General features: G+C 72.4%; 18 protein-coding genes. 11 read left to right on the top strand and 7 right to left on the bottom strand.

Translation table 11 applies throughout. The features are described 5' to 3' along the window. Positions 1-7: 7 nt before the first annotated feature. The 6 genes from AC0B61_RS00190 to AC0B61_RS00165 all read left to right on the top strand — a co-directional run bounded on the left by AC0B61_RS00190 (position 8) and on the right by AC0B61_RS00165 (position 5,254). Positions 8-652 (top strand): amino acid ABC transporter permease, encoded by a 645-nt coding sequence (locus AC0B61_RS00190; RefSeq protein ID WP_471738308.1) that lies wholly within the window; start codon positions 8-10, stop codon positions 650-652. After that, on the top strand, positions 649-1,518 hold the full coding sequence (locus tag AC0B61_RS00185; RefSeq protein ID WP_471738307.1) for an amino acid ABC transporter permease: 870 nt from the start codon (positions 649-651) through the stop codon (positions 1,516-1,518). The genes AC0B61_RS00190 and AC0B61_RS00185 overlap by 4 nt, the downstream gene beginning before the upstream one ends. Before the next feature lie 118 nt (positions 1,519-1,636). Next, complete coding sequence (locus AC0B61_RS00180) at positions 1,637-2,542, top strand: LysR family transcriptional regulator (RefSeq protein WP_360250620.1); 906 nt, start codon at positions 1,637-1,639, stop codon at positions 2,540-2,542. Positions 2,543-2,696: 154 nt separating this feature from the next. Continuing rightward, positions 2,697-3,278 carry a cysteine dioxygenase family protein gene (locus AC0B61_RS00175; RefSeq protein WP_471738306.1) on the top strand — a complete coding sequence of 194 codons (582 nt, stop codon included), beginning with the start codon at positions 2,697-2,699 and terminating at the stop codon, positions 3,276-3,278. A 59-nt stretch (positions 3,279-3,337) separates the two neighbouring features. Continuing rightward, positions 3,338-4,384, top strand: coding sequence for a YeiH family protein (locus AC0B61_RS00170; protein WP_471738814.1), 1,047 nt, complete (start codon positions 3,338-3,340; stop codon positions 4,382-4,384). Positions 4,385-4,543: 159 nt separating this feature from the next. Beyond that, a complete protein-coding gene (locus tag AC0B61_RS00165) occupies positions 4,544-5,254 on the top strand; it encodes a spermidine synthase family protein (protein WP_471738305.1) in 711 nt (236 codons plus the stop codon). 162 nt (positions 5,255-5,416) lie between these two features. Here AC0B61_RS00165 and AC0B61_RS00160 read toward each other — a convergent pair whose 3' ends face one another. The 3 genes from AC0B61_RS00160 to AC0B61_RS00150 form a co-directional block, all read right to left on the bottom strand. Continuing rightward, positions 5,417-7,279 (bottom strand): hypothetical protein, encoded by a 1,863-nt coding sequence (locus AC0B61_RS00160; protein ID WP_471738304.1) that lies wholly within the window; start codon positions 7,277-7,279, stop codon positions 5,417-5,419. A gap of 139 nt (positions 7,280-7,418) precedes the next feature. After that, a complete protein-coding gene (locus AC0B61_RS00155; protein WP_471738813.1) occupies positions 7,419-8,249 on the bottom strand; it encodes a TetR/AcrR family transcriptional regulator in 831 nt (276 codons plus the stop codon). Between the two features lie 189 nt (positions 8,250-8,438). Beyond that, complete coding sequence (locus tag AC0B61_RS00150) at positions 8,439-8,957, bottom strand: NUDIX hydrolase (protein WP_471738303.1); 519 nt, start codon at positions 8,955-8,957, stop codon at positions 8,439-8,441. 99 nt (positions 8,958-9,056) lie between these two features. On the opposite strand from AC0B61_RS00150, the gene AC0B61_RS00145 reads away from it, so the two are divergent. Next, a complete protein-coding gene (locus AC0B61_RS00145) occupies positions 9,057-10,277 on the top strand; it encodes a serine hydrolase domain-containing protein (RefSeq protein WP_471738302.1) in 1,221 nt (406 codons plus the stop codon). A gap of 37 nt (positions 10,278-10,314) precedes the next feature. On the opposite strand, the gene AC0B61_RS00140 is transcribed toward AC0B61_RS00145, so the two are convergent. The 3 genes from AC0B61_RS00140 to AC0B61_RS00130 form a co-directional block, all read right to left on the bottom strand. Further along, the gene (locus AC0B61_RS00140; RefSeq protein ID WP_471738301.1) at positions 10,315-10,638 is read right to left on the bottom strand and encodes a nuclear transport factor 2-like protein; all 324 of its coding nucleotides are present in this window, start codon (positions 10,636-10,638) and stop codon (positions 10,315-10,317) included. A 295-nt stretch (positions 10,639-10,933) separates the two neighbouring features. Then, complete coding sequence (exaC, locus tag AC0B61_RS00135; RefSeq protein WP_471738300.1) at positions 10,934-12,457, bottom strand: acetaldehyde dehydrogenase ExaC; 1,524 nt, start codon at positions 12,455-12,457, stop codon at positions 10,934-10,936. Positions 12,458-12,812: 355 nt separating this feature from the next. Then, positions 12,813-13,760, bottom strand: a complete 948-nt coding sequence (locus AC0B61_RS00130) for a terpene synthase family protein (protein WP_471738299.1) — start codon at positions 13,758-13,760, stop codon at positions 12,813-12,815. A 309-nt stretch (positions 13,761-14,069) separates the two neighbouring features. Here AC0B61_RS00130 and AC0B61_RS00125 point away from each other — a divergent pair, with 309 nt between their 5' ends. Both AC0B61_RS00125 and AC0B61_RS00120 read left to right on the top strand, forming a co-directional pair. Further along, the gene (locus AC0B61_RS00125) at positions 14,070-17,087 is read left to right on the top strand and encodes an ATP-binding protein (RefSeq protein ID WP_471738298.1); all 3,018 of its coding nucleotides are present in this window, start codon (positions 14,070-14,072) and stop codon (positions 17,085-17,087) included. A 225-nt stretch (positions 17,088-17,312) separates the two neighbouring features. Beyond that, complete coding sequence (locus tag AC0B61_RS00120) at positions 17,313-18,377, top strand: aldose epimerase family protein (protein WP_471738297.1); 1,065 nt, start codon at positions 17,313-17,315, stop codon at positions 18,375-18,377. A gap of 63 nt (positions 18,378-18,440) precedes the next feature. Here AC0B61_RS00120 and AC0B61_RS00115 read toward each other — a convergent pair whose 3' ends face one another. Beyond that, positions 18,441-18,944, bottom strand: a complete 504-nt coding sequence (locus tag AC0B61_RS00115; protein WP_471738296.1) for a GNAT family N-acetyltransferase — start codon at positions 18,942-18,944, stop codon at positions 18,441-18,443. Positions 18,945-19,253: 309 nt separating this feature from the next. Here AC0B61_RS00115 and AC0B61_RS00110 point away from each other — a divergent pair, with 309 nt between their 5' ends. Both AC0B61_RS00110 and AC0B61_RS00105 read left to right on the top strand, forming a co-directional pair. Next, complete coding sequence (locus AC0B61_RS00110; protein ID WP_471738295.1) at positions 19,254-20,531, top strand: extracellular solute-binding protein; 1,278 nt, start codon at positions 19,254-19,256, stop codon at positions 20,529-20,531. A 209-nt stretch (positions 20,532-20,740) separates the two neighbouring features. Next, positions 20,741-21,742 (top strand): carbohydrate ABC transporter permease, encoded by a 1,002-nt coding sequence (locus AC0B61_RS00105; protein WP_471738294.1) that lies wholly within the window; start codon positions 20,741-20,743, stop codon positions 21,740-21,742. Positions 21,743-21,757 lie beyond the last annotated feature (15 nt).

The following is a 21,757-nucleotide window of genomic DNA, read 5'->3' as shown; positions in this document are numbered from 1 at the left end:
CCGCGCCGTGAAAACGCTGACCGACAACTGGTCGACCTACTGGGACGGCTTCCTCGGCACGCTCTCGCTCTTCGCGGTGAGCGCGGTGCTGTCGCTGGTGCTGGGGGTGCTGATCGCGAGCTTCCGGGTCTCGCCGGTCAGGCCGCTGCGGGTGTTCGGGACGGTGTGGGTGACGGTGCTGCGCAACACGCCGCTGACCCTGCTGTTCTTCATCGTGGTGCTGGGCCTGCCCCGGTTCGACATCACCCTGCCCTTCTACACCTTCGCGGTGCTCGCACTCGGCTGCTATACCTCGGCCTTCGTCTGCGAGGCGATGCGCTCGGGCGTCAACACCGTGCCGAACGGGCAGGGCGAGGCGGCCCGGAGCCTGGGCATGAGCTTCGGGCAGACGATGAGCCTGGTGGTGCTGCCGCAGGCGTACCGCTCGGTGGTGGCACCGATCGGCAGTGTGATGATCGCGCTGGCGAAGAACACGGCGATCGCCGGCTCGTTCAGCGTCACCGAACTGCTGGGCACCTACCGGACCATCAACGAACTTGGTTACAGCATCATCTGGACCTTCGTCTGGATCGCCGTCGGCTACCTGATCATCACCCTGGCCGTCAGCGCCGTCTTCAACCTGCTGGAACGACGAGTGGCGGTGTCCCGATGACCGTTGAATCCTCGGCGCTGTACGACATCCCCGGCCCCAAGGCGCTCGCCCGCCACCGGCTGTACGGCGGGATCGCACTGCTGCTGATCGCGGGGGTGATCGCCTGGATCGTCTACATGCTGTTCCACACCCACCAGTTCACGTACGCCAAGTGGGAGCCCTTCGAGTACCGGGGTGTGCAGGACCTGTTGCTGCGCGGGCTCGGCAACACCCTGCAGGCCTTCGGCTGGACGGTGCTGTTCGCGCTGCCCTTCGGCGCGCTGTTCGCGGCCGGGCGGCTGTCCGACCACCGGGTGGTGCGCTGGTTCGCCACCCTGGTGGTGGAGTTCTTCCGGGCCATGCCGCTGCTGGTGATGATCTTCTTCGTGTTCGTCGCCCTCAAGGTGCAGCCGCTCTGGGCGCTCGTGGCCGGGCTCGTGCTCTACAACGGCTCGGTGCTGGCGGAGGTGTTCCGGGCCGGCGTGCTCGCCGTGCCCAAGGGGCAGCGGGAGGCGGCGTACGCGCTGGGCATGCGCAAGACCCAGGTGATGACGTACGTGCTGGTGCCGCAGGCCAACCGGGCGATGCTGCCGGCCATCATCAGCCAGCTGGTGGTCGCGCTCAAGGACACCTCGTTGGGTTTCCTGATCACCTACGAGGAGTTCCTGCACGCGGGCAAGCTGATCGCCACCAACCTGGACTACGACCTGCCGTTCATCCCGGTGGTGATGGTGATCGCGCCGATCTACATCGGCATGTGCCTGCTGCTCTCCTGGCTCGCGCGCTTCGTCGAGCGGCGCAGTCGGCGCAGCCCGAGCGTGCGGGGCGGGGCGCCGGTCGTCAAGGCCGGGGTGGCGATGGGACTGCCGCCGTCGGCCCAGCAGTGAGAAGCTTGGTTCGGCACTGAACCATAGGTACGGCTGGGGCTGGGACCGGTACCTCCAAATTCCTCTTATGATTACGGGGCTGGAGGAAGACGACCGGGCGGGAGGGGCCATGGAGCCGGTGTTCGACTCGCGGCACATCAGGACGTTCCACGAAGTCGTCCGGGCGGGCTCCTACTCGGCCGCGGCCCGGGAACTCGGCTACACCCAGCCCGCCATCACCCAGCAGATGAAGGCCCTCGAACGCACCGTCGGCGTCCCGCTGTTCACCCGCGCCGGGCGCGGACTGAGGCTCACCGAGGCGGGCGAGGCGCTCTCCCGGCACGCCGAACTGATCCTCGGCAGCATGTCCGCCGCCCAGCAGCAACTCGCCGCGCTCGCCCGGCTGCGCGCCGGGCGGGTGCGGGTCTGCGCGTTCCCCAGCGCCAACGCCACCCTGATACCCGAGGCGATGGCCCGGCTACTGGCCGAGCACCCCGGCGTGCGGGTCGAACTGCTGGAAGCCGAACCGCCGGACTCCGTCCAACGGCTGCTGCGCGGAGAGTGCGACATCGCGCTGGCCTTCCGCTACCCCGGCGCGGCCACCGAGGTGCCCGACGGGGTGGACGAGATCCCGCTGATGGAGGACCTGCTCACGGTGCTGCTGCCGGTCGGGCACCCGCTCGGCCGCCGGCACGCCGTACGGCTCGCCGACCTCGACGGCGAACGCTGGATCGCCGGCTGCCCGCGATGCCGGGCCAACCTGCTACACGTCTGCGCGGAAGAGGGGTTCGCGCCGGACATCGTCTTCTCCACGGACGACAACCTCGCCGTCCAGTCCCTCGTCGCCGCCGGGGTCGGGATCGCGCTGATGCCCGCACTGGTGCTCTCCTTCATGTGCCACCGCAAGGTCACCGGGCGGGCCGTCGAACCGCACCTACGGCGGCAGGTGAGCGCGTACGTGCTCCGCGAGCACCGGCGGATCCCGGCCACCGGGCTGGTGCTGGACCACCTGCGGCAGGCGGCGGCGAGCCGGGTCGGGTGCTGATGGGCGCGGCCGGGGGTGCAGGGCTGATGGGCGCGGCCGGGGGCGGGGTTGATGGTAGAGGTCGGCGTGCACGGCTGATGTATAAGGGTTAGTGGGGAGGACGCTTACGAACCCTCCTTGGACGTGATAGGTCGCTAGGTCCGAACCTGCTGGCATGACACCCTCAGCCACGGTCGGCAGAGACCGGCTCACCGAGCGGATGACCGCGCTGATCAGTGAGATCCGCGCCGTCGTGGACCGCGGACTGCCCCCTGAGCTCACCGCCTACCTGGTCGGCGAGCGGCTCGCCCCCCACCTGCTCGCCGACCAGGACGGGCCCGACGCACTGCTCACCCCCGCCCAGTGCGAGGGCGACCCGCAGCGCTACCGCCAACACGTCCTGCACGCCGAGGAGGACGGCGGCTTCTCCGTCGTCGCCCTGGTCTGGCTGCCCGGACAGCAGACCCCGATCCACGACCACGTGTCGTGGTGCGTGGCCGGCGTCCACCGCGGCCAGGAGAGCGAGACCCGCTACCGGCAGGTGTCCGACGGACGCACCGCCCGGCTGGTCGAGACCGAGCACGTGGCCGGCCCGGCCGGCACCGTCTCCGCCTTCGCCCCGCCCGGCGACATCCACCTGGTGCGCAACGCCTGTAGCACCGCGGCCATCTCCATCCACGTGTACGGCGCGGACGTCTCGCGCCTCGGCACCAGCATCCGGCGGGTCTACCGGCTGCCCGCCGACCAGGAGCAGTGAGCGGCGGCGTGGCACTGACCCTCCGGCAGCGCACGGCCCGTACCCGCTCGCTGCCCCCGATGCGCGGGGACGCCCCCGGGCTGCTGCTCGCGGCCCTCGGAGTGGCCGCCGCTATCGCCGTCCACGCGGCCGTACCGGCCGTGCCCAAGCTCACCGCGGCCGTCGTGCTCGGCATGGCGGCCGCCCACCTGCCGGGCCTGCGCCCGGTGGTCCGCGGCGTCGCCCGGCCGGGGCTGTCCACGGCCGGGAAGCGGCTGATGCGGCTCGGGATCGTGCTGCTCGGCCTCAAACTCAGCCTGGGCGACGTGCTCGGCCTCGGCTGGGCCACCGTCGCCATGGTGCTCGCGGTGGTCGGGGCCACCTTCGCGGGCACGCTCTGGCTGGGCCGTCGGCTCGGCCTGCCCGGGGACCAGCCGCTGCTGGTCGCCACCGGCTACTCGATCTGCGGCGCCTCGGCGATCGGCGCGGTCAGCCAGGCGGCGGGCAGCGAGGAGGAGGACGTCGCGGCCTCGGTGGCGCTGGTCACCCTGTGCGGGACGCTGGCGATCGTCGTCCTGCCGCTGCTCCAGCAGCCGCTCGGGCTCGGCGAGGTGGAGTTCGGGCGCTGGGTCGGCGCGAGCGTGCACGACGTCGGGCAGGTGGTCGCCACCGCGCAGACCGGCGGGGCCGGGGCGTTGCGGGAGGCGGTGCTGGTCAAGCTGATGCGGGTGGTGCTGCTGGCGCCGCTGGTCGCGGGGGTGGCCGTCGTGGCGCGGCGGAACATGCGGGCGGCGGCGACTTCAGCGGCGGGGGCAGCGACGGGGGTGGGGGCGGCTGGGGTTGGAGATCCGGTGAAGACCGGGAGTCGTCCGCCGATCGTGCCGCTGTTCGTGGCGGGGTTCCTCGCGATGATCGTCCTGCGGACCACCGGGGTGCTGCCCGAGCGGGCGCTCGGCCTGGCCGGGGACGCCCAGGAACTGCTGCTGGCCGCCGCGCTGTTCGGCCTCGGCAGTGCGGTGCACCTGCCGACCATGGCCCGGACCGGCGGACGGATCGCCCTGCTCGGGCTCGGCTCCTGGATGGTCGTCGCGGGCGTCTCGTACGCGGGGGTGCTGATCACGGCCTGACGGGCTCGAGGGCGGACTCGGCTATTGTCGGGCGGGTACTCGTCCGCACCGGGACGGTCTCGTGGCCGCACGGGGACAGTCCTACGGTCCTGCAGTCGAGTTCACCCGAGTTCACTTGAGTTCGCCCTGAGTTCGCTCTGAGTTCGCCGAGGAGAACGGATGACCATCGCACTGCCCGAGCGGGACGGCCCCGAGGCCATCGTCACGCTCGACCGACGGGAGGGGCCGTTCGGCGAGGTGGTGCTGCGGCAGCGCGGTCGGCACTTCGAGATCATCGCCAACGGCTGCTTCCTGATGGACACGGCCGACGGACGCTCGGAGCGGCTCCTGATCCAGGCGGCGCTGGACGAACTGGACCGCACCGGCCGTCAGGTCGAGCGGCCGTCGGTGCTGATCGGCGGCCTCGGCGTCGGCTTCTCACTGGCGTACGCGGTGGCAGAGTCGCGCTGGGGGCGGATCGCCATCGTCGAGCGGGAGACCGCGATCATCGACTGGCACCGCAACGGACCGCTCGGCGCCTTCTCGGGCGGCGCGCTCGACGACGACCGGGTCGCGGTGCTCCACACCGACCTGCTGGAGTACCTCGCAGCGGCGGACGGCGAGTGCTACGACGCGCTGTGCCTGGACATCGACAACGGCCCGGACTGGACCGTCACCGACTCCAACAACGGGCTGTACGGCGCGGACGGGCTCGCGGTGCTCTGGCACCGGCTGCGGGCGGGCGGGGTGCTCGCGGTGTGGAGTGCACAGCCGTCGACGGCCTTCGAGGACGCACTCCGGGCGGCTGGGTTCTCGGACGTGGTCACGCACGAGATCCCGGTGTCGCGCGGCGTGCCGGACGTGGTGCACCTGGCCCGGCGCGCCGGCTGAAGGTGAACTCGGCCGAGCTGTCGGGTGGTTGGGAGTCTTCAGCGGGCGCGGTGACGCGGCACATGACAGCAGACGGCTGACAGATTTCAGCTGACAGATTTCAGCGAACGAAATCTGAAATCTGTCAGCTGTTACCTGTTCGTCAGTTCCGTGCTCCGTGGCTCAGCCGAAGGGGCGGTGCTCCGGCGGCGTCTCCGCCTCCGCCTCGGGCTCCGGCTGCTCCGTCGGCGTGGACGGCAGGCCCGTCATGGCGAAGGGGTTGAAGTCCGGCGGCGGGACCATGACCGGCGTGCCCTTGCGCGGCGATGCCTCCGGCGCTTCCCCGGTCTCCGTCCCGGCCTGAGGCGGGACGACGGGCGGGGTCGAGGGCGGCGGCGGAACGGCCGGCCCCTGTGAGGCGAGGGTGGTGCCGAACGGATCGTTCTTCTGCTCGCCGGCGACCGTCGTGCCGAACGGGTCGGCGGTGGCCGCCCCGGCGGGCTGGGCGGTGGGTGTGTTGCCCGGCTGCGCCGGGAGGTCCGTCATGGCGAAGGGGTTGAAGTCCGGCGGCGGGACCATGACCGGCGTGCCCTTCGGTCGGTCCTGCTCGGTCGGCGCGGCCCCGGCGGCGGGTTCTTCGGCGACCGGCGCGAAGGGGTTGAAGTCCGCCGGAGGCACGCGCACCGGGGTGCCGCGCAGGTGCACCGGCACTTCCTTCGGCTCGCCCGTCAGCTCGTCCGTCGGGTCGTCCGACAGCTCGTCCGCGACATGAGCGGGAGCGGGAGCCGGCGTGGCAGCGGGAGCGTGAGTGGCAGCCGGAGGCGGCGTCGGCGCGGCTGCGGCCACCGGTACGGCAGCGGGCGCGCCCACGCTCGGGACCGACTCGCCGTCCCAGCCGAACTGGATGCTCTTCAGCAGCTCCGCGAACGCCTCGGTGTACAGCTCCCAGGCCTCCGGCTGCGCCGTCGACAGTTGTACGCAGAGCACCGTCCGGCCGTCCGGCAGCGGGACGAAGGCCTGGACGGCCGAGGTGACCACCCAGCGCCGCTGCCCGTCGGCGGCCAGCGGCCCGGGCACCGGGACGGTCCGGCCCTCGACCAGGACGGCGGCCGGGCCGGCCGGCAGCAGGACCGTCCACACCTCGGCGTGCCGGCGGACGGTGGCCAGCTCGGTGGCGAGCGCGGTGATCGGCAGCGGGTGCCGGGCGAGCGAGACGACGAGGGCGGCGTCCGAGGTGCGGTCGTCCAGCTCCAGGGCGCAGACGCCCGCGTACACGACGCCCGCGTCGTGGATCAGGTCGGCCAGGGTGGCGGTGATCACCGCGAAGTCGCGGCGCGGTTCGCGGCCGGTGGCGCTGAACAGTTCCTCGGCGACCTCGGCGAGGTGGCCGGTCAGCTCCTGGGCCGCGGCCACGGTGGCCGGGGCGGCGCCGTCGCTCCGGTCCGCGTCGGCGGGCAGCGGGGGCACCGTACGGGCGGTGACTCCGGGGCGCCCGCCGGGGGCGGTCAGCGGGTGGAAGACGGGCGGGACGATGAGCCGGACCTCGGTGCCCGCGCCGGTGGGCAGTTCGACCGGCTGCCGGGTCTGCTGCCCGGCCGCCAGCGCGGCCAGCGCCGGGGCGAACGGCGGGCGCAGCTTGGCGTCGGCGAACTCTCCGGTGACCGGCAGCTGGAACAGCGCGGCCGAGGTGGTGCCCCGGTCGGCGATCGCGCCGCGCACCGCCCCGCCGCCGTAGCGGGCCTGCAGTGCGGTGATCACCCGGTCGGCGAGCGGCGCGCCGGTGCCCGGGCGGGCCGTGCCGGCGGTGACCACAGTGCCGAGCCGGTCGAGGGCGGCGTGCACCGGCCCGTTGGGGGCCAGCGGCAGGCCGAACAGTGCCTCGGCGACCGGGTGCCCGGCCGCGTCCAGGGCGCTCAGTGAGGCCGCCGGGTGGCGCGAGGTGTGCTCGTCGAAGAGGGCGTCGGTGAGCGTGCCGAGGGTCGCGCAGACCTGCTCGGCTGCCGCGAAGGGGTTGGCCTCCGCACTGAACTGGACGTCCTGGGTCAACTGGTGAGCCCCCCGCTCTGCTCCGTCTGCCGTCGGTGGTTCGGGTGGGACCGGGCCGGCCGCGGCGGCGTGCCGTCAGATCCCCGCCCATTCCTATCAGAGGCCACTGTCCTGACCGAACCGCAGGATGACCCGATGATCACTCGGACGATTGAGCCGACCCGGACTCCGTGGTGTCCCACGGGGACGGTCCGGTGTCCTGCGGGGAAGGTCCGGCGCCCTCCGGAGAAGGTCCGGCGCCCTGCGCGGGCGCTTCATCCGGGCCCCCGGCGGCGAGCGCGGTGACCGCGTCGAGGATCCCCGGGACGGCGAACAGCCCGGCGAGGTCCCGCACCAGGCGCCCGGTCGGCCCCTGCGGGCGCTCGTCGGCGAAGAAGGAGGCCAGCTCGGCGGCGAGCGCCGGCTCCCGGGCCGCGGTGAGGGCGAGCGCCGCGACGAACTCCTGCACCAGGTGCATCTGCAGTTCCGCCAGCGGCACCGAGCGCTCGCCCAGCCACTCCAGCGAGGTGATCTCGGCGTTGGCGATCCAGGCCCGGACGGTCAGGCGCAGTCCGGGGCTGGACGACGTGATCGCCAGATGGGCCAGGATCTGCTCCTGGGCGGCCCGGCGCACCTCGTCGATCACCGCGGAGGTGCCCGCGCTGGCCGCCACCGAGCCGCCCCGCAGCAGCGCGGCGAAGCCCGGCCCGTGGCTCTGCACGAAGTCCAGGTAACGGCCCATCACCCGGTACAGCCGCTCCGACAGCGGCCCCTCCATGGGCTCCTCGAAACGGGCCGACAGCTCCCGCCCGGCCCGCCGCAGCGACTCCTCGTACAGTGCCTGCTTGCCGGGGAAGTAGTGGTACACCAGCGGCCGGGAGGCGCCTGCGGCGGCGGCGATGTCGTCGATCGACACCTCCTCCGGCGGGCGCCGGCTGAACAGCTCCAGCGCCACGGTGATCAGCTGCTCCCGCCGTTCGTCCACGCTCAGCCGCCGGCGGGGCCGCTCACCCGGCGCGGCCCGGTCGGGTGCGGAGGTCCGTGCTGCGCGGTCGGCCGTCGGGGGCGGCGTGCGGGAGGGCATGCGCGCCACCCTATCCGGCGGTGGTCCGGGGGCCATGTGGTCCGTGGCCTCTGCGGGCCGGGGCTTCTGCCGTCCGGGGCCCATGCGGTCTGTGGCCTATGCGGCCCGGAGGGCCAGGTAGCGGCGGTAGGCCTCGATGCCGTCGACGACGAAGGTGTCGCGGGTGAGGCGGTCGGCGAGTTCGTCGGGGGTGAGCCAGGCGTACCAGGCGACCTCGGACTCCTGCGGCGTGACGGGGCCGTCCCAGTCGGCCTCGTACATGTCGCACCACCAGCTGAGCTTGCCGCCGTCGGGCTCCCGGAAGAGGAACTTGAACAGCGGGCGCGGGACGATGCCCTGGACGCCGAGTTCCTCCTCGGCCTCGCGGACGGCGGCCTGGGCGTAGGTCTCGCCGGAGCCGACCACGCCCCCGACGAACATGTCGTACGCGCCGGGGGAGAACAGTTTGGTGTCGGTGCGGCGGTGGACGAAGATCCGCCCGGCCGGGTCGCGGACCAGGATGAAGACGCAGCGGTGGATCAGGCCGCGCCGGTAGACCTCGCCGCGCAGGGCGGTCCCGATCACCCGGTCGTGCTCGTCGACGATGTCCAGCAGTTCTTCGGCAGGGTTGGTCATGACGGACAGGTTAGGGTTTCAGGGCTCGGTTCGAACGGATTCCACGGTTTTCGAACGCGGGTGGACGATGACGGGCAGGACGGTTGAGGGCGGCAGGTTGTGGTGGAGATCTGGGGCGAGACGGCCGAGGGGTTCGAGCCCGTCCGGGCGGCTTTCGCGCGGAACTTCGCCGAGTACGGCGAACTCGGCGCGGCCTTCGCGCTGTACGTGCGCGGCCGCAAGGTGGTCGACCTGTGGGGTGGTGACGCCCGGCCCGAGGTCGGCGGGCGGCCCGCGCCCGCGGTGCCGTGGACGGCGGACACCGCGCAGGTGCTGCGCTCGGTCACCAAGGGGCTGACCGCGGCCACCGCGCTGCTCGCCGTCGAACGCGGTCTGCTCGACCTGGACGCGCCGGTGGCCTCGTACTGGCCGGAGTTCGCCGCGGCCGGCAAGGGCGGGGTGCCGGTGCGCTGGCTGCTCTCGCACCAGGCCGGGGTGCCCGCACTGGACGTGCCGCTGCGCCTGGAGGACGTGCTGACCTGGGAGCGGGCCGCCGCTGCCGTCGCCGCGCAGGCGCCCGCCTGGGAGCCGGGGACGGCGCACGGCTACCACCCGTACACCTTCGGCTGGTTGGTCGGCGAGGTGGTGCGGCGGGCGAGCGGTCGGACGGTCGGACAGTACTTCGCCGAGGAGATAGCCCGGCCGCTCGGACTGGACCTGTGGATCGGGCTGCCGGCCGGGGCGGCGCCGAGGGTCGGCCGGCTGGTCGACCTGCCCGCCCCGGATGCGGCCCGGACCGGCCCGAGCGGGCTGCGGCTGCGGCCCAAGCAGTCCGTCCGGGACGCCTACCAGGACCCGGCCTCGCTGACCGCGCGGTCCTTCGCCTCGGTGCGCACCGCCGTGGACCTCAACGACCCGGCGGTGCAGGCCGCCGAGATCCCCGGGGCCGGCGGCATCGGCACCGCCCGTTCGCTGGCCCGGTTCTACGCGGCGCTGATCGGCGCGGCCGACCGCCAGGACGGCTCGGGCGCGCTGCTGCCGCCGCTGCTCGGACCCGAGGTGCTGGCCCGTGCGGCCGGGCCGGCGGTGAGCGGCCCGGACCGGGTGCTGATCGTCAACTCCACCTTCGGCCTGGGCTTCTGGCGGCATGGCCCGACCGCGCCGATGACCTCCCCGGCGAGCTTCGGGCACCCGGGGTCGGGCGGCTCGCTGGGCTTCGCCGACCCGGAGCTGGGGCTGGGCTTCGGCTACGTCACCAACGGCATGCAGCCGGGCGTGACCGGGGACGCCCGCTCGCGGAACATGATCCGCGCGGTGCGGGGGTGCCTGGGGCTGTCCTGAGCACGGCGCCGCGGGGCGTCACACGGCGCCGCGGGCGTCACGCCTGGCCGGTCTCGAAACGGCTGACCTTCCCGCCGTCGAGGGTGAAGCGCCAGGCGGTGCGCATCTCGCCCCAGGTGTCGTTGGTGAAGTTGGCGACCAGCGCGCGGCCGCCGTCCGACTCGGTCTGGACGTCCATCCGGCCGTGGACGGTGAAGATCTCGCGGTCGATCCACTCCTCCAGGTTCCGGTCGGAGCCGTCGTCGGACATGGTCGCGTCCGCGGCGAGCAGGCCGACGAAGGCCTGGCGGTCGCCCGCGTTGATCGCGGTGACGAGGTCGCGGACGACGGGGTCGCTGAGCTTGGCGGTGGCGATGGTCATGCGGGACTCCCGTGGACGGGTGAGGGGTCGGGGAGTCCTGTCTACGGCGTTGGCGGGGGCCGTCCGGGCATGTCGGCGGCGCGTCGGCAAAATGGCGGGATTCATGTGCTTAGATCCCGAACCAGGCGATTTGCCCGTATGCCCGCCGCGGGGAGTGGCGGTGGAGCGGGAGACCGGTTCCGGTCTCCCGCTCCACATCTCAGCCGCAGGCCGGACGTCACTGCCGCAGGTCGGACCTCGCCACTGAAGGCCGGACCTTGCCACTGAAGGTCGGACCTCGCCGCCGCGGGCCGTCCTAGAAGAAGCCCACCGCGTCGGGGGAGTAGCTGACCAGCAGGTTCTTGGTCTGCTGGTAGTGCTCCAGGAGCGCCTTGTGGTTCTCCCGCCCGATGCCGGAGTTCTTGTAGCCGCCGAAGGCCGCGTGAGCGGGGTAGGCGTGGTAGCAGTTGGTCCACACCCGGCCCGCCTGGATGGCGCGTCCGGCCCGGTGGGCGGTGTTGAGATTGCGGGTCCACACGCCCGCGCCGAGCCCGTACTGGGTGTCGTTGGCGAGGGCGACGGCGTGGTCGAAGCCGTCGAAGCGGGTCACCGAGACCACCGGGCCGAAGATCTCCTCCTGGAAGACCCGCATCGAGTTGTCGCCCTCGAAGACCGTCGGCGTCACGTAGTACCCGCCGGCCAGGGCGCCGCCGAGGTCGGCGCGCTCGCCACCGGTGAGGATCTTGGCGCCCTCGGCCTGGCCGATCTCGAAGTAGGAGAGGATCTTCTTCAGCTGTTCGGCACTGGCCTGGGCGCCGACCTGGGTCTCGGTGTCCAGCGGGTCGCCCTGGCGGATCGCGCGCACCCGCGCCAGGCCGTCGGCGAGCAGCCGCTCGTAGATCGCGGAGTCGATCAGCGCGCGGCTCGGGCAGGTGCAGACCTCGCCCTGGTTGAGGGCGAACATCGCGAAGCCCTCGACGGCCTTGTCGTAGAAGGCGTCCGAGGCGTCGGCGACGTCCGCGAAGAACACGTTGGGGCTCTTGCCGCCGAGCTCCAGGGTGACCGGGATCAGGTTGTCGGCCGCCGCGCGGGCGATCAGCCGGCCGGTGCCGGTCTCGCCGGTGAAGGCGAGCTTGCGGATCCGGGGGCTGGCGGAGAGCGGCGCGCCCGCCTCCTCGCCGAAACCGGTGACGATGTTGAGCACGCCGGGCGGCAGGAGGTCGGCGGTCAGCTCGGCGACCAGCAGCACCGAGGCCGGGGTCTGCTCGGCGGGCTTGAGCACCACCGCGTTGCCGGCCGCGAGTGCCGGGGCGAGCTTCCAGACCGCCATCAGGATCGGGAAGTTCCACGGGATGATCTGGCCGACCACACCCAGCGGTTCGTGGAAGTGGTACGCCACGGTGTCCTCGTCCAGCTGGGAGAGACCGCCCTCCTGGGCGCGCAGCGCGCCGGCGAAGTACCGCAGGTGGTCGACGGCCAGCGGGAGGTCGGCGGCCAGCGTCTCGCGGACCGGTTTGCCGTTCTCCCAGCTCTCCGCGACGGCCAGCTGCTCCAGGTTGGCCTCCATCCGGTCGGCGACCCGCAGCAGCACCTGGGCGCGCTCGGCGGCCGGGGTGCGGCCCCAGGCGGGGGCGGCGGCGTGGGCCGCGTCCAGCGCGGCCTCGATGTCCTCGGCGGTGCCGCGCGCGACCTCGGTGAACACCTCACCGGTGACCGGGGTCGGGTCGCCGAAGTACTCGCCGCGCACCGGGGGCGTCCATCCGCCGCCGATCCAGTGCTCGTACCGGGAGCGGAAGGCGACGATGCTGCCGGGCGAGCCGGGGGGCTGGTAGACCGTCATGCTCTGGTGTCTCCTCGCGACGTCGGGCACCGCCCGGGCGGCAGGGCCGCGAGCGGCGCGCCGGGGCGCCCGGTCGGGGGCGGCCCGGCGGGAGGGTCAGGACACGCACTGGGGGGCGGACACACCCGGTCGGGGCGCCCGCCGTCGAGCACGATAGCCGCCGGGCGCGCGGCGCGGCTACGGTCCGTACGCCGGGTTCGTACGGAGGGTGCGCGTTCCGGCCGTTCTCGCGGGCGCGGCTGTCTCGCCGGTCGGCTGCCCCGGTCGGCTGGCCTGGTCTGCGGGCGCGGCCGTCTCGCCGGCCGGCGGCTCCGGCCGACTGCCCCGGCCGGTGCGCCCGTCGGCGGGGTGGGTGTCAGACCGCGTGGTAACGGCCGGTGCGGGCCTCCCAGTTGAGGTAGCCGGCCAGCCAGGTGAGCAGCCCGTCCGCGTACCGCTGGGCGATCACGCGTTCGATCCTGGACAGGCCCAACTCGCGGTAGACGTCGGGGAGTCGGCCGTGCAGTTCGGCGCAGCGCTCGACCATCAGCTGGGCCTCCGCGATGACCGCCGCGCAGGCCTCCTCGGCCGAGCAGCGGCGCTCGCGCTGGACGATCATGACGAGGTTGTTGACGTCGCCGCGCGGCGCCTCCAGCGGGTAGGACTGCACGTCGTTGCTGAGTGACGGTATGTCGGCTGCCAGCTGGCGGAGTTGACGCAGTACCGGATGGTGCAGCACGGCGGCGGGGACCTCGAACTGGCCGAGCCGCTCGACCATGTCGAAGATGGTCTCCATCGCCGCGGTTCCCCGTCTGAGTTCGAGGTAGCCGTCCCGGTCCGGGGGCCGGGTGGAGATCCGGCCGGCCGCCTCGGCCGGGTGACTGGCCAGGTAGTACTCCCAGTTGTACGCGGCGCGCGCCTGCCAGCGCGCGGGCATGCCGTGCACGCTGCGGTTCCAGAGGTCGGCGAAGGCGGTCTCGACGGCGGAGCCCTGGTCGGGGCGGGCGCCGTGCAGCACGGCGATCAGCCGTTCGCAGATCGGGGCGACCTCGGAGGGGCGGCGGCCGAGCGGGCCGTCGAACTGGTCGTCGAAGAGGAAGTAGAAGCCCATCAGGTCGGCGGCCAGGGCGAGTTCGTCCGGGCCGGCGTCGGGGTAGCCCAGCGCGGCGAGGTCGACGACCTCCCAGTGCGCGTAGCCGGGGTGGTCGGCGTCGGGGAGCAGGGGGTGGCGGATCAGCCAGTCGCGGTGCAGTGCGGTGGCGTACCGGCCGTGCGGACTGCGGCGGTGCGGGAACGGAATCTGAAGTGAGCTGTCGTCAGACATCGGACTCCCGGTGCAGCGGAGGGTGGGGGCGCTAAGTGTTCGAGCGGTGGTCGTGGGGGAGTTGACGTGGTGGGGCGAAGATGGTGAGGGTGGGTTCCGCAAGATCATCCGTGGCCCGAGGGCCGTAGGGTATCGGATGGAATGATCGGACGTTAGGGATATAGGGCAATTGCCCTTGGCAAGCAGTCCGAACCCTCACCGTCCGTCCCAACCAGCACGAATGCCACACGCCGCGGCCCACGCAGCGCTAACCTCGGCTCCACGCAGTGATGGAGCTGTGACGCGATCGGGCGAGGCGGAGGCGCGACGGTGACCGAGCAGAAGAACGAACTCCGGACGGGAGCTGGTTCCGGCCGGGACGGCGACGGTGCCGCGGCCCGGACCCGGTTGCGGGACCGCGACGCCGAACTGCGATCGGTGGAGGCCGCCGTCGACCGGCTCTGCCGCGAATTCGCCGCCGGCGGCACCGAGATCGGCGACCTGCTCGTCTTCTCCGGCCGCCCGGGCATCGGCAAGACCAGCCTGCTGCACGAGGTCCGACGGATCGCCAAGCTCCGCGAGGGTGCCACCGTGCTGTTCGCCCGAGGCGGAGAACAGCAGTTCAAGGAGCCCTACCACGTACTGCGCCAACTCCTCCAGCCCGTCCTCACCGCCCTGCAACCGGACGAGTTCCGCCAGGTCATGGGCACCTGGGAGGAGGTCGTCGGACCGGCCATGGGCCTCAAGCAGCCCAGGGCCGGCGCCCGCCGCCTCGACCCGCAGGGCGTGCGCGACGGCCTCGACTACGTACTCACCCAGCTCGCGCCGCGCCGCGCGCCGATGGTGATGATCGTCGACGACCTGCACTGGGCGGACGGGGAATCCCTCTCCTGGCTCACCAAGTTCGCCGTCCGCTCCGGTGAACTGCCCGTCCTGCTCGTCTTCGCCTTCCGCGATGACGAGAGCGACTGGCCGACCCCCACCCAGGACTTCCGCCGCAACGTCCTCGCCCTCAAGGGCCGCAGGCACGAGCTCAACCGCCTCAACCTGAACTCCGTCACCGACATGATCCGCGCCGAGCTCGGCGACAAGGCCGAGGACGCCTTCTGCTACGAGTTCTGGAACGTCGTCAACGGCAACCCCTTCGAAGCCGTCGCCCTGCTCGACCAGGTCCGCGACCAGGAGCTCGAGCCGGTCGAGGAGAACTCCCGCCAACTGCGCGAACTCGCCGTCGACGCCACCGGGATGACCCTCAAGAGCTGGCTCGACCGGCTCGGCGCCTCCACCCTGCGCTTCGCCTGGGCCTGCGCCATGCTGGGCACCGACATCCGGGTCGACCTCGCCACCCGGATCTCCACCCAGAGCAGCGAGGGCGCCCGCGACTCCATCAAGCAACTGCGCAAGCAGCGCGTGCTCACCCAGGCCCCCAACGGGAACCTGGAGTTCGTCCACCCGCTGATCGCCAGCTCCATCTACAAGACCATGCCCGACGCCACCCGACTCGGCATGCACGGCATCGCCGCCGCCGAGATCGAGAACGCCGGACTCGGCCTGCTCGCCGCCTCCCGCCACCTGGTCGAGACCCACTCCGGCGAGGGCGACGACCGGATCGTCAAGAAGCTGCGCCGCGCCGCCGTCGAACACCAGCTGATCGGCGCCCCCGAGGCCGCCCAGCGCTGCCTGCACCGCGCGCTCAAAGAACCGCCCGCCGACGAGATCAAGGCCGAGGTGATGTACGAACTCGGCTGCTCCGCGCTCCTCACCGACCCCGTCGCCACCGTCAACCAGCTCAAGCTCGCCCTCGACCCCGACGAGGGGCCGCTGCGCCCCGAACTGCGGGTGGACGCCACCTTCCGGCTGTCCGAGGTGCTCGCCCACAGCGGCGAACTGCGCCAGGCCGCCCTGGTCTGCCAGGACGAGGCCGAGAAGACCCGTGATCCGGCCGGGCGGCAGCGGCTCCAGGCCGCCTCGTTCATGTGGCACGCCTTCCGCAAGTCCGAGGAGAACGGGCCCGAGCGCTCCGCCCGGCTCGAGGAGATGTACCGCGGCCTGCCCGGTCGCGAGGCCGCGGACCGGGCCGTGCTCGTCATGCGGGCCTGGGACCTCACCCTGCGCGGCGCCCCCTCCGCCGAGGCGCTCGAGCTCGCCGACGAGGTCCTGGACGGCGGCCGACTGCCCAAGGGCCTGGGCTGGACGGACACCACCTGGGGCTTCGAACTGCCGTCGATGCTCGGCCTCACGTACATCTACAACGACCGCGTCGCCCAGGCCGAGCGGCTGGCCGCGGACGCCATCATCCAGTTCGAGCTGGCCGGTTGGAGCGGTGCCCACCGGGGCTTCGCGTACTTCCTGATGGGGCTGGCCCGGTTCCGCCGCGGCCTGCTCGCCGAGGCCGAGGACTTCCTGCGCCGGGCGCACCGCATCTCCGAGCGGATCGGGAAGAAGCTGCCACTGGCCTGGGACGCCGTCGGCGTGCTGGTGGACACCCTGATCGCCCGCGGCCGGGTCGACGAGGCGTGGGAGCTGGCCAACGACTTCGGCTTCCACCCGCCCTACCACGCGACCGCGATGGTGCTGCCGGACGCGGCCTCGCTGTACGGCAAGCTGCTGATCGCCAAGGGCCGGCACGCGGGCGCGGCGGCGGCGCTCACCGAGGCCGGCTCCCAGCTGGAGGTCCGCGGCTGGCGCAACACCGTCTGGGCGCCCTGGGCCGGCCACCTCGCCATCGCGATCGCGGACGACGAGCCCGAACGGTCCCGCGAGTACGCCCAGAGGGCCGTCCGGGACGCGCGCGACTTCGGCACCGCCTCGGCGATCGGCGGTGCGCTGAGGCTGCAGGCCCGGATCGAGGACGGGCAGCAGGCGGTCGAGCTGCTGGAGCAGGCCGTGACGCACCTCGGGCAGTCCCCGGCCGGGTACGAGCACGCCGCCGCGCTGGTCGACCTCGGCGCCGCGCTGCGCCGGGTCGGACGGCTGGAGGACGCCCAGGAGCACCTGTACCAGGGCATCGAACTGGCCCAGCACTGCTCGGCGGAGGGGCTGGTCGACCAGGCGCGGCGGGAGCTGGCCAACTACGGCCTGCGGCCCAACCGGCTGGAGCTGCGCGACGTCCAGGACACGCTGGAGACGCTTAGCAGGCCCGAGTGGGACGTCGCCAAGCGGGCCGTGCAGGGCGTGCCGCCGCAGCGGATCGCGGAGGAGCTCGGGGTGCACATCAGCCTGGTCAACCGGCGGCTGGCGGCGGTCTACCGCAAGGCGGGCAGCGGGCCGGACGGGCTGGCCTCGGCGCTCGGGCTGGCGGCGCAGCAGCGGGAGGCCACCCGGGCGGCGGAGGAGCAGGGGAAGTAGGAGGCGGCGCTCCGTACGGCGGCGGCGGCGCTGGTGGCGGCGGTGGCGGCGGCTCCGGGGGTCGGCGGGCGGTTGCCGGGTACCGGCGGCGCGCGCGGGTGTGGAAGCGCCCCCGTCACCACCGCCGTCGCTAGGCTGACGGGCACGGGCCTGCCGCGGCGAGCCCTCGACGGACCAGGAACCGGGCGGTCGCGGTGCGCCGCCGACGCCAGTGAGGAGCAGGCCATGGCGAGCGAGGCCACCAGCGTGCGGCACGAACCCCTCGATCCCTCCGGCGCGGGCGCCGCGATCGGGCGCTGGACGCTGACGGCCGGCCCGTACGAGGCGAGCGTGCTCACCCTCGGCGCCACCCTGCACACCCTGAGCGCGCCGGACCGCTCCGGGCGATCCGCGCAACTACTGCTGTCCACCGACGCGTTGGCCCAGATCCTCGGGCCGGCCCGGCACTACGGCACGGTGGTGGGCCGGTACGCCAACCGGATCGACCGCTCGTCGGTCACCATCGACGGCGAGGAGCACCAGCTCGCCCCCACCGGCGGCGGCATGACCATCCACGGCGGCCCGGACGGTTTCGCGCACCGGATGTGGGCGGCCGAGCCGGTCGAGGGCGGGGTGCGGCTACGGCTGCACAGCCCGGACGGGGACCAGGGCTTCCCGGGCGCACTGGACGTCAGCGTCACGTACACGCTGGACGCCGACGGCGAGCTGGTGATCAGCTACCGGGCCGTCACCGGCAAACCGACCGTCGTCAACCTGACCAACCACGCGTATGTCAACCTCGCGGGTGAAGGCAGCGGCGACGTCCTCGGCCACCTGCTCACCCTGGACGCCGACGAGTACACCCCGGCCGACGAGCGGCAGATCCCGTACGGGCGGACCGAGCCGGTGGCCGGCACGCCGTTCGACTTCACGGTCGCCACGCCGATCGGCAAGTCGGTGCACGACCGGCACCCGCAGCTGGCCGGGCCCGGCGGCTACGACCACAACTGGGTGCTGCGCGCCCGGCCGGCGGACGGCAGTCCGGCGCGGGCGGCGCTGCTGGAGGACCCGGTCAGCGGCCGCACCCTGGAGGTGCTGACCACCGAGCCGGGCATCCAGGTCTACACGGCGAACAAGTTCCAGGGCGCGGTCACCGGCGCGAGCGGCGTCCCGTACGGGCCGTTCGCCGGGATCGCGCTGGAGACCCAGCACTTCCCGGACTCCCCGCACCACCCGGCGTTCCCGAGCACGGTGCTGCGGCCGGGCGAGGAGTTCCGCTCGACGACCGTGCTGCGGCTGGGCACGGCCTAGCGGGGCCGGCCTGGCTGGGTACGGCGTGGTCGGGCAGGGCCGAGTGGGGCACGGCCCGGCCGGTCACCGCCGCAGGTCCCGGCGCATGCAGAGCCGGGGCCATCGGTCCAGGCCGTGCTCGGCCTCCCGGCGGCGGATCTCGCGCAGGCCCGGGGTGAGCTCCTCGTCGGTCAGCGGGCGGAAGCCGCAGCGCGCGTAGTAGGGCGCGTTCCAGGGGACGTCGGCGAAGGTGGTGAGGGTGAGCGCGGGGGCGTCGGCGGTTTCGGCGAGGTGCTCGATCAGCTCCCGGCCGATGCCGCGGCGCGCATGGTCGGGGTGGACGGAGACCTGTTCGATGTGCAGCGCGCCGTCGACCGGTTCGGCCAGCAGGTAGGCGGCGAGCGCTCCGCCGGGGGTCTCGGCGGCCAGTGCGACGCCCCGGTCGAGGTAGTGCGCCAGCTCCTCCGGTGCCGGGGGTTCGTCCTCGGCGATCTCCGGCATGCCGATCGCGGCGAAGGGGGCGCCGGCGGCGCGTTCCAGCTCGGCGAGCAGCGGTAGTTCGGCCCTGGTGACGGCTCTGATGCGCATGCGTCCAGTCTCCTGCAGGAGGCTTTCGGCCACGCACGGTGGTCCGGTAGGCCACCGGCGGACGGGGTGAATCGGGCGAAGTGGGGCAATCGGCGTCGGATCAACTACCGGGCGGCAACGTCCAGGACACGCAGATGTAACGATCTCCGTTTCTTGCAGAAACTTGCTGCAAGGTCTTTCCGTCGATCTTTCCCCGCTGTTAACTTCCTTCCCGAGCCCGACGGCAGCAACGGTGCGGTCGGCACGAGGCAGCCATTATGCGCCTGTCTCCGAACATCTCGGGCACCCCCACCCTCCCAAGGAGTTCTCATGCGGCGTGGCATCGCGGCCTCTGCCCTCGTTGTGGCCCTCGCGGTCTCGATGGCTGCCTGTGGCAGCAGCGGCTCCAGCTCGGACGGCAAGGCCGACGGGCCGGTCACCCTCACGTACTGGGACACTTCGAACGCCACCAACGAGGCACCGAACTACCAGGAGCTCGTCAAGAAGTTCGAGGCCGCCAACCCGAACGTCAAGGTCGACTTCGTCAACGTCCCCTTCGACCAGGCGCAGAACAAGCTCCAGACCGCCATGGGGGCCAAGGGCGCTCCGGACGTGTTCCGCTCCGAGGTCGGCTGGACCGCCGCCTTCGCCAAGGCCGGCTACCTGGAGCCGCTGGACGGCACCCCGGCCGCCGCCGATACCTCCGCCTTCCAGCCGAGCCTGATCCAGCAGGCCAAGTACGAGGGCAAGCTGTACGGCGTCCCGCTGGTGACCGACACCCTCGGCCTGCTCTACAACAAGGAGCTGTTCACCAAGGCCGGCATCACCGAGGCCCCGAAGACCTGGGACGAGCTGAAGGCCGACGCCGCCGCCGTCAAGGACAAGGCCGGCGTGGACGGCTTCTGGCTGAAGGCCGCCGACGGCTACTACGCCATGCCGTTCCTGTTCGGCGAGGGCACCGACACCGTCGACGCCGCCGGCAAGAAGATCACCGTCACCTCGCCGGAGGCCGTCAAGGCCATCGACACCTACAAGACGATGTTCACCTCGCCCGGCACCGCCAAGGCCGACGTGACCACCGACGCCTACGCCCACATGATGGACGCCTTCAACAGCGGCAAGGTCGCGGCGATCATCCAGGGGCCGTGGGAGATCACCAACATCTACAAGGGCTCGGCCTTCGCCGACAAGAGCAACCTCGGCATCGCCGCCGTCCCCGCCGGCTCCGCCGGCAAGGCGGGCGCCCCCACCGGCGGCCACAACATCGCCGTCTACGCCGGCGCGGACAAGGCCCACAAGGCCGCCGCCGAGAAGTTCGCCGCCTTCATGACCTCGGCCGAGAGCCAGGCGTTCATCGCGCAGAAGAACTCCACGCTGCCCACCCGCTCCGACGCCTTCACCGCCGACGTCAAGGCCGACCCCGGCATCGCCGGCTTCCAGGGCATCCTGAGCAGCGCCAAGCCGCGCCCCGAACTGCCCGAGTACAGCTCGCTGTTCGCCTCGCTCGGCACCAACCTGGGCAAGGCCACGCAGGGCACCGGCACCCAGGACGCGCTGAACACCGTCGCCACCGACTACGCCAAGCTGCTGCCGGGCTTCGCCAAGTAGTCCCCGGGCCCGGCCTGCCGGCCGACGGATGACGGCGAACGCACAACGGCGAACGCATCACAGCGACTGCCTGACAGCGAACGAATGACAGCGAACAGATTTCATCATCTGTCAGTTGTCCGCCGTCATCCGTCATCCCCGGCAGGCCGGGCCGTCGGCTCCCCCGAGGACTCCCCGGAGCCCGAGAACCCCCCGAGAAGGTGCAAACGATGTCAGTCGCCGTGCAGGGCGCCACCGGCAAGGGCAGCCGGGAGCGCGAGCAGCGTCCGAGCCTGCCGGAACGCGTCAAGCGCTCCTACGCCAAGCACTGGTACGCCTACGCGATGATCGCCCCGGTCGTGCTGGTGCTCGGCGCGCTGGTGCTCTACCCACTCGCCGAGGGCCTCTGGCTCACCCTCACCGACGCCAACAGCCTCAACGTCGCCCGCACGATCGGCGTCAACCAGATCCCGGCCAGCTACGAGTTCGTCGGCTTCCACAACTACGCCGACATCCTCTGGGGCCCCGGCTCGTACGACCGCTTCTGGTCGCACTTCGTCTGGACCATCGCCTGGACGGCCGTCTGCGTCTTCCTCCATTACACCCTCGGCCTCGGCCTCGCCCTCCTGCTCAACAAGAAGCTGCGCGGGCGCGCCGTCTACCGGATGCTGCTCATCCTGCCCTGGGCCGTGCCGACCTTCGTCACCGTCTTCTCCTGGCGCCTGATGCTCTCCGACGGCGGCGTCATCAACAGCATCCTCGCCACCCTGCACCTGCCCGAGCCCGGCTGGCTCACCGATCCCTGGGCGCAGAAGTCGGCCGCGATCCTCGTGAACACCTGGGCCGGCGTGCCGTTCATGATGATCTCGCTGCTCGGCGGCCTGCAGTCGATCCCCGCCGAGCTGTACGAGGCCGCCGAGATGGACGGCGCCACGCCCTGGCAGCGTTTCCGGTACGTCACCATGCCCGGGCTGCGCTCCGTCTCCTCCACCGTCGTGCTGCTCGGTGTGATCTGGACGTTCAACCAGTTCAACGTCATCTTCCTGCTGTTCGGCACCGGCGCGCCCGACGCCCAGCTGCTGGTCACCTGGGCCTACCGCCTCGGCTTCGGCCAAATCCCCCGGGACTACGCGCAGTCCGCCGCCTACGGCGTGATCCTGCTGTCCATCCTGATCGTCTTCACCGCCTTCTACCGGCGCTGGCTCGCCCGCAACGAGCAGGCCAACGGCTGAGGCCCCGGACCCAGT

The sequence above is a fragment of the Kitasatospora sp. NPDC023385 genome (assembly GCF_055664045.1).
This window is presented reverse-complemented; position numbering and strand designations above follow the sequence as displayed.

Excerpts from the sequence above, each read along its gene's own strand:
- AC0B61_RS00185 (WP_471738307.1), top strand. The coding sequence starts at position 649 with ATGACCGTTGAATCCTCGGCGCTGTACGACATCCCCGGCCCCAAGGCG.
- AC0B61_RS00175 (WP_471738306.1), top strand. The coding sequence starts at position 2,697 with ATGACACCCTCAGCCACGGTCGGCAGAGACCGGCTCACCGAGCGGATG.
- AC0B61_RS00170 (WP_471738814.1), top strand. The coding sequence starts at position 3,338 with ATGCGCGGGGACGCCCCCGGGCTGCTGCTCGCGGCCCTCGGAGTGGCC.
- AC0B61_RS00165 (WP_471738305.1), top strand. The coding sequence starts at position 4,544 with ATGACCATCGCACTGCCCGAGCGGGACGGCCCCGAGGCCATCGTCACG.
- AC0B61_RS00150 (WP_471738303.1), bottom strand. The coding sequence starts at position 8,957 with ATGACCAACCCTGCCGAAGAACTGCTGGACATCGTCGACGAGCACGAC.
- AC0B61_RS00140 (WP_471738301.1), bottom strand. The coding sequence starts at position 10,638 with ATGACCATCGCCACCGCCAAGCTCAGCGACCCCGTCGTCCGCGACCTC.
- exaC (WP_471738300.1), bottom strand. The coding sequence starts at position 12,457 with ATGACGGTCTACCAGCCCCCCGGCTCGCCCGGCAGCATCGTCGCCTTC.
- AC0B61_RS00130 (WP_471738299.1), bottom strand. The coding sequence starts at position 13,760 with ATGTCTGACGACAGCTCACTTCAGATTCCGTTCCCGCACCGCCGCAGT.
- AC0B61_RS00120 (WP_471738297.1), top strand. The coding sequence starts at position 17,313 with ATGGCGAGCGAGGCCACCAGCGTGCGGCACGAACCCCTCGATCCCTCC.
- AC0B61_RS00115 (WP_471738296.1), bottom strand. The coding sequence starts at position 18,944 with ATGCGCATCAGAGCCGTCACCAGGGCCGAACTACCGCTGCTCGCCGAG.
- AC0B61_RS00110 (WP_471738295.1), top strand. The coding sequence starts at position 19,254 with ATGCGGCGTGGCATCGCGGCCTCTGCCCTCGTTGTGGCCCTCGCGGTC.
- AC0B61_RS00105 (WP_471738294.1), top strand. The coding sequence starts at position 20,741 with ATGTCAGTCGCCGTGCAGGGCGCCACCGGCAAGGGCAGCCGGGAGCGC.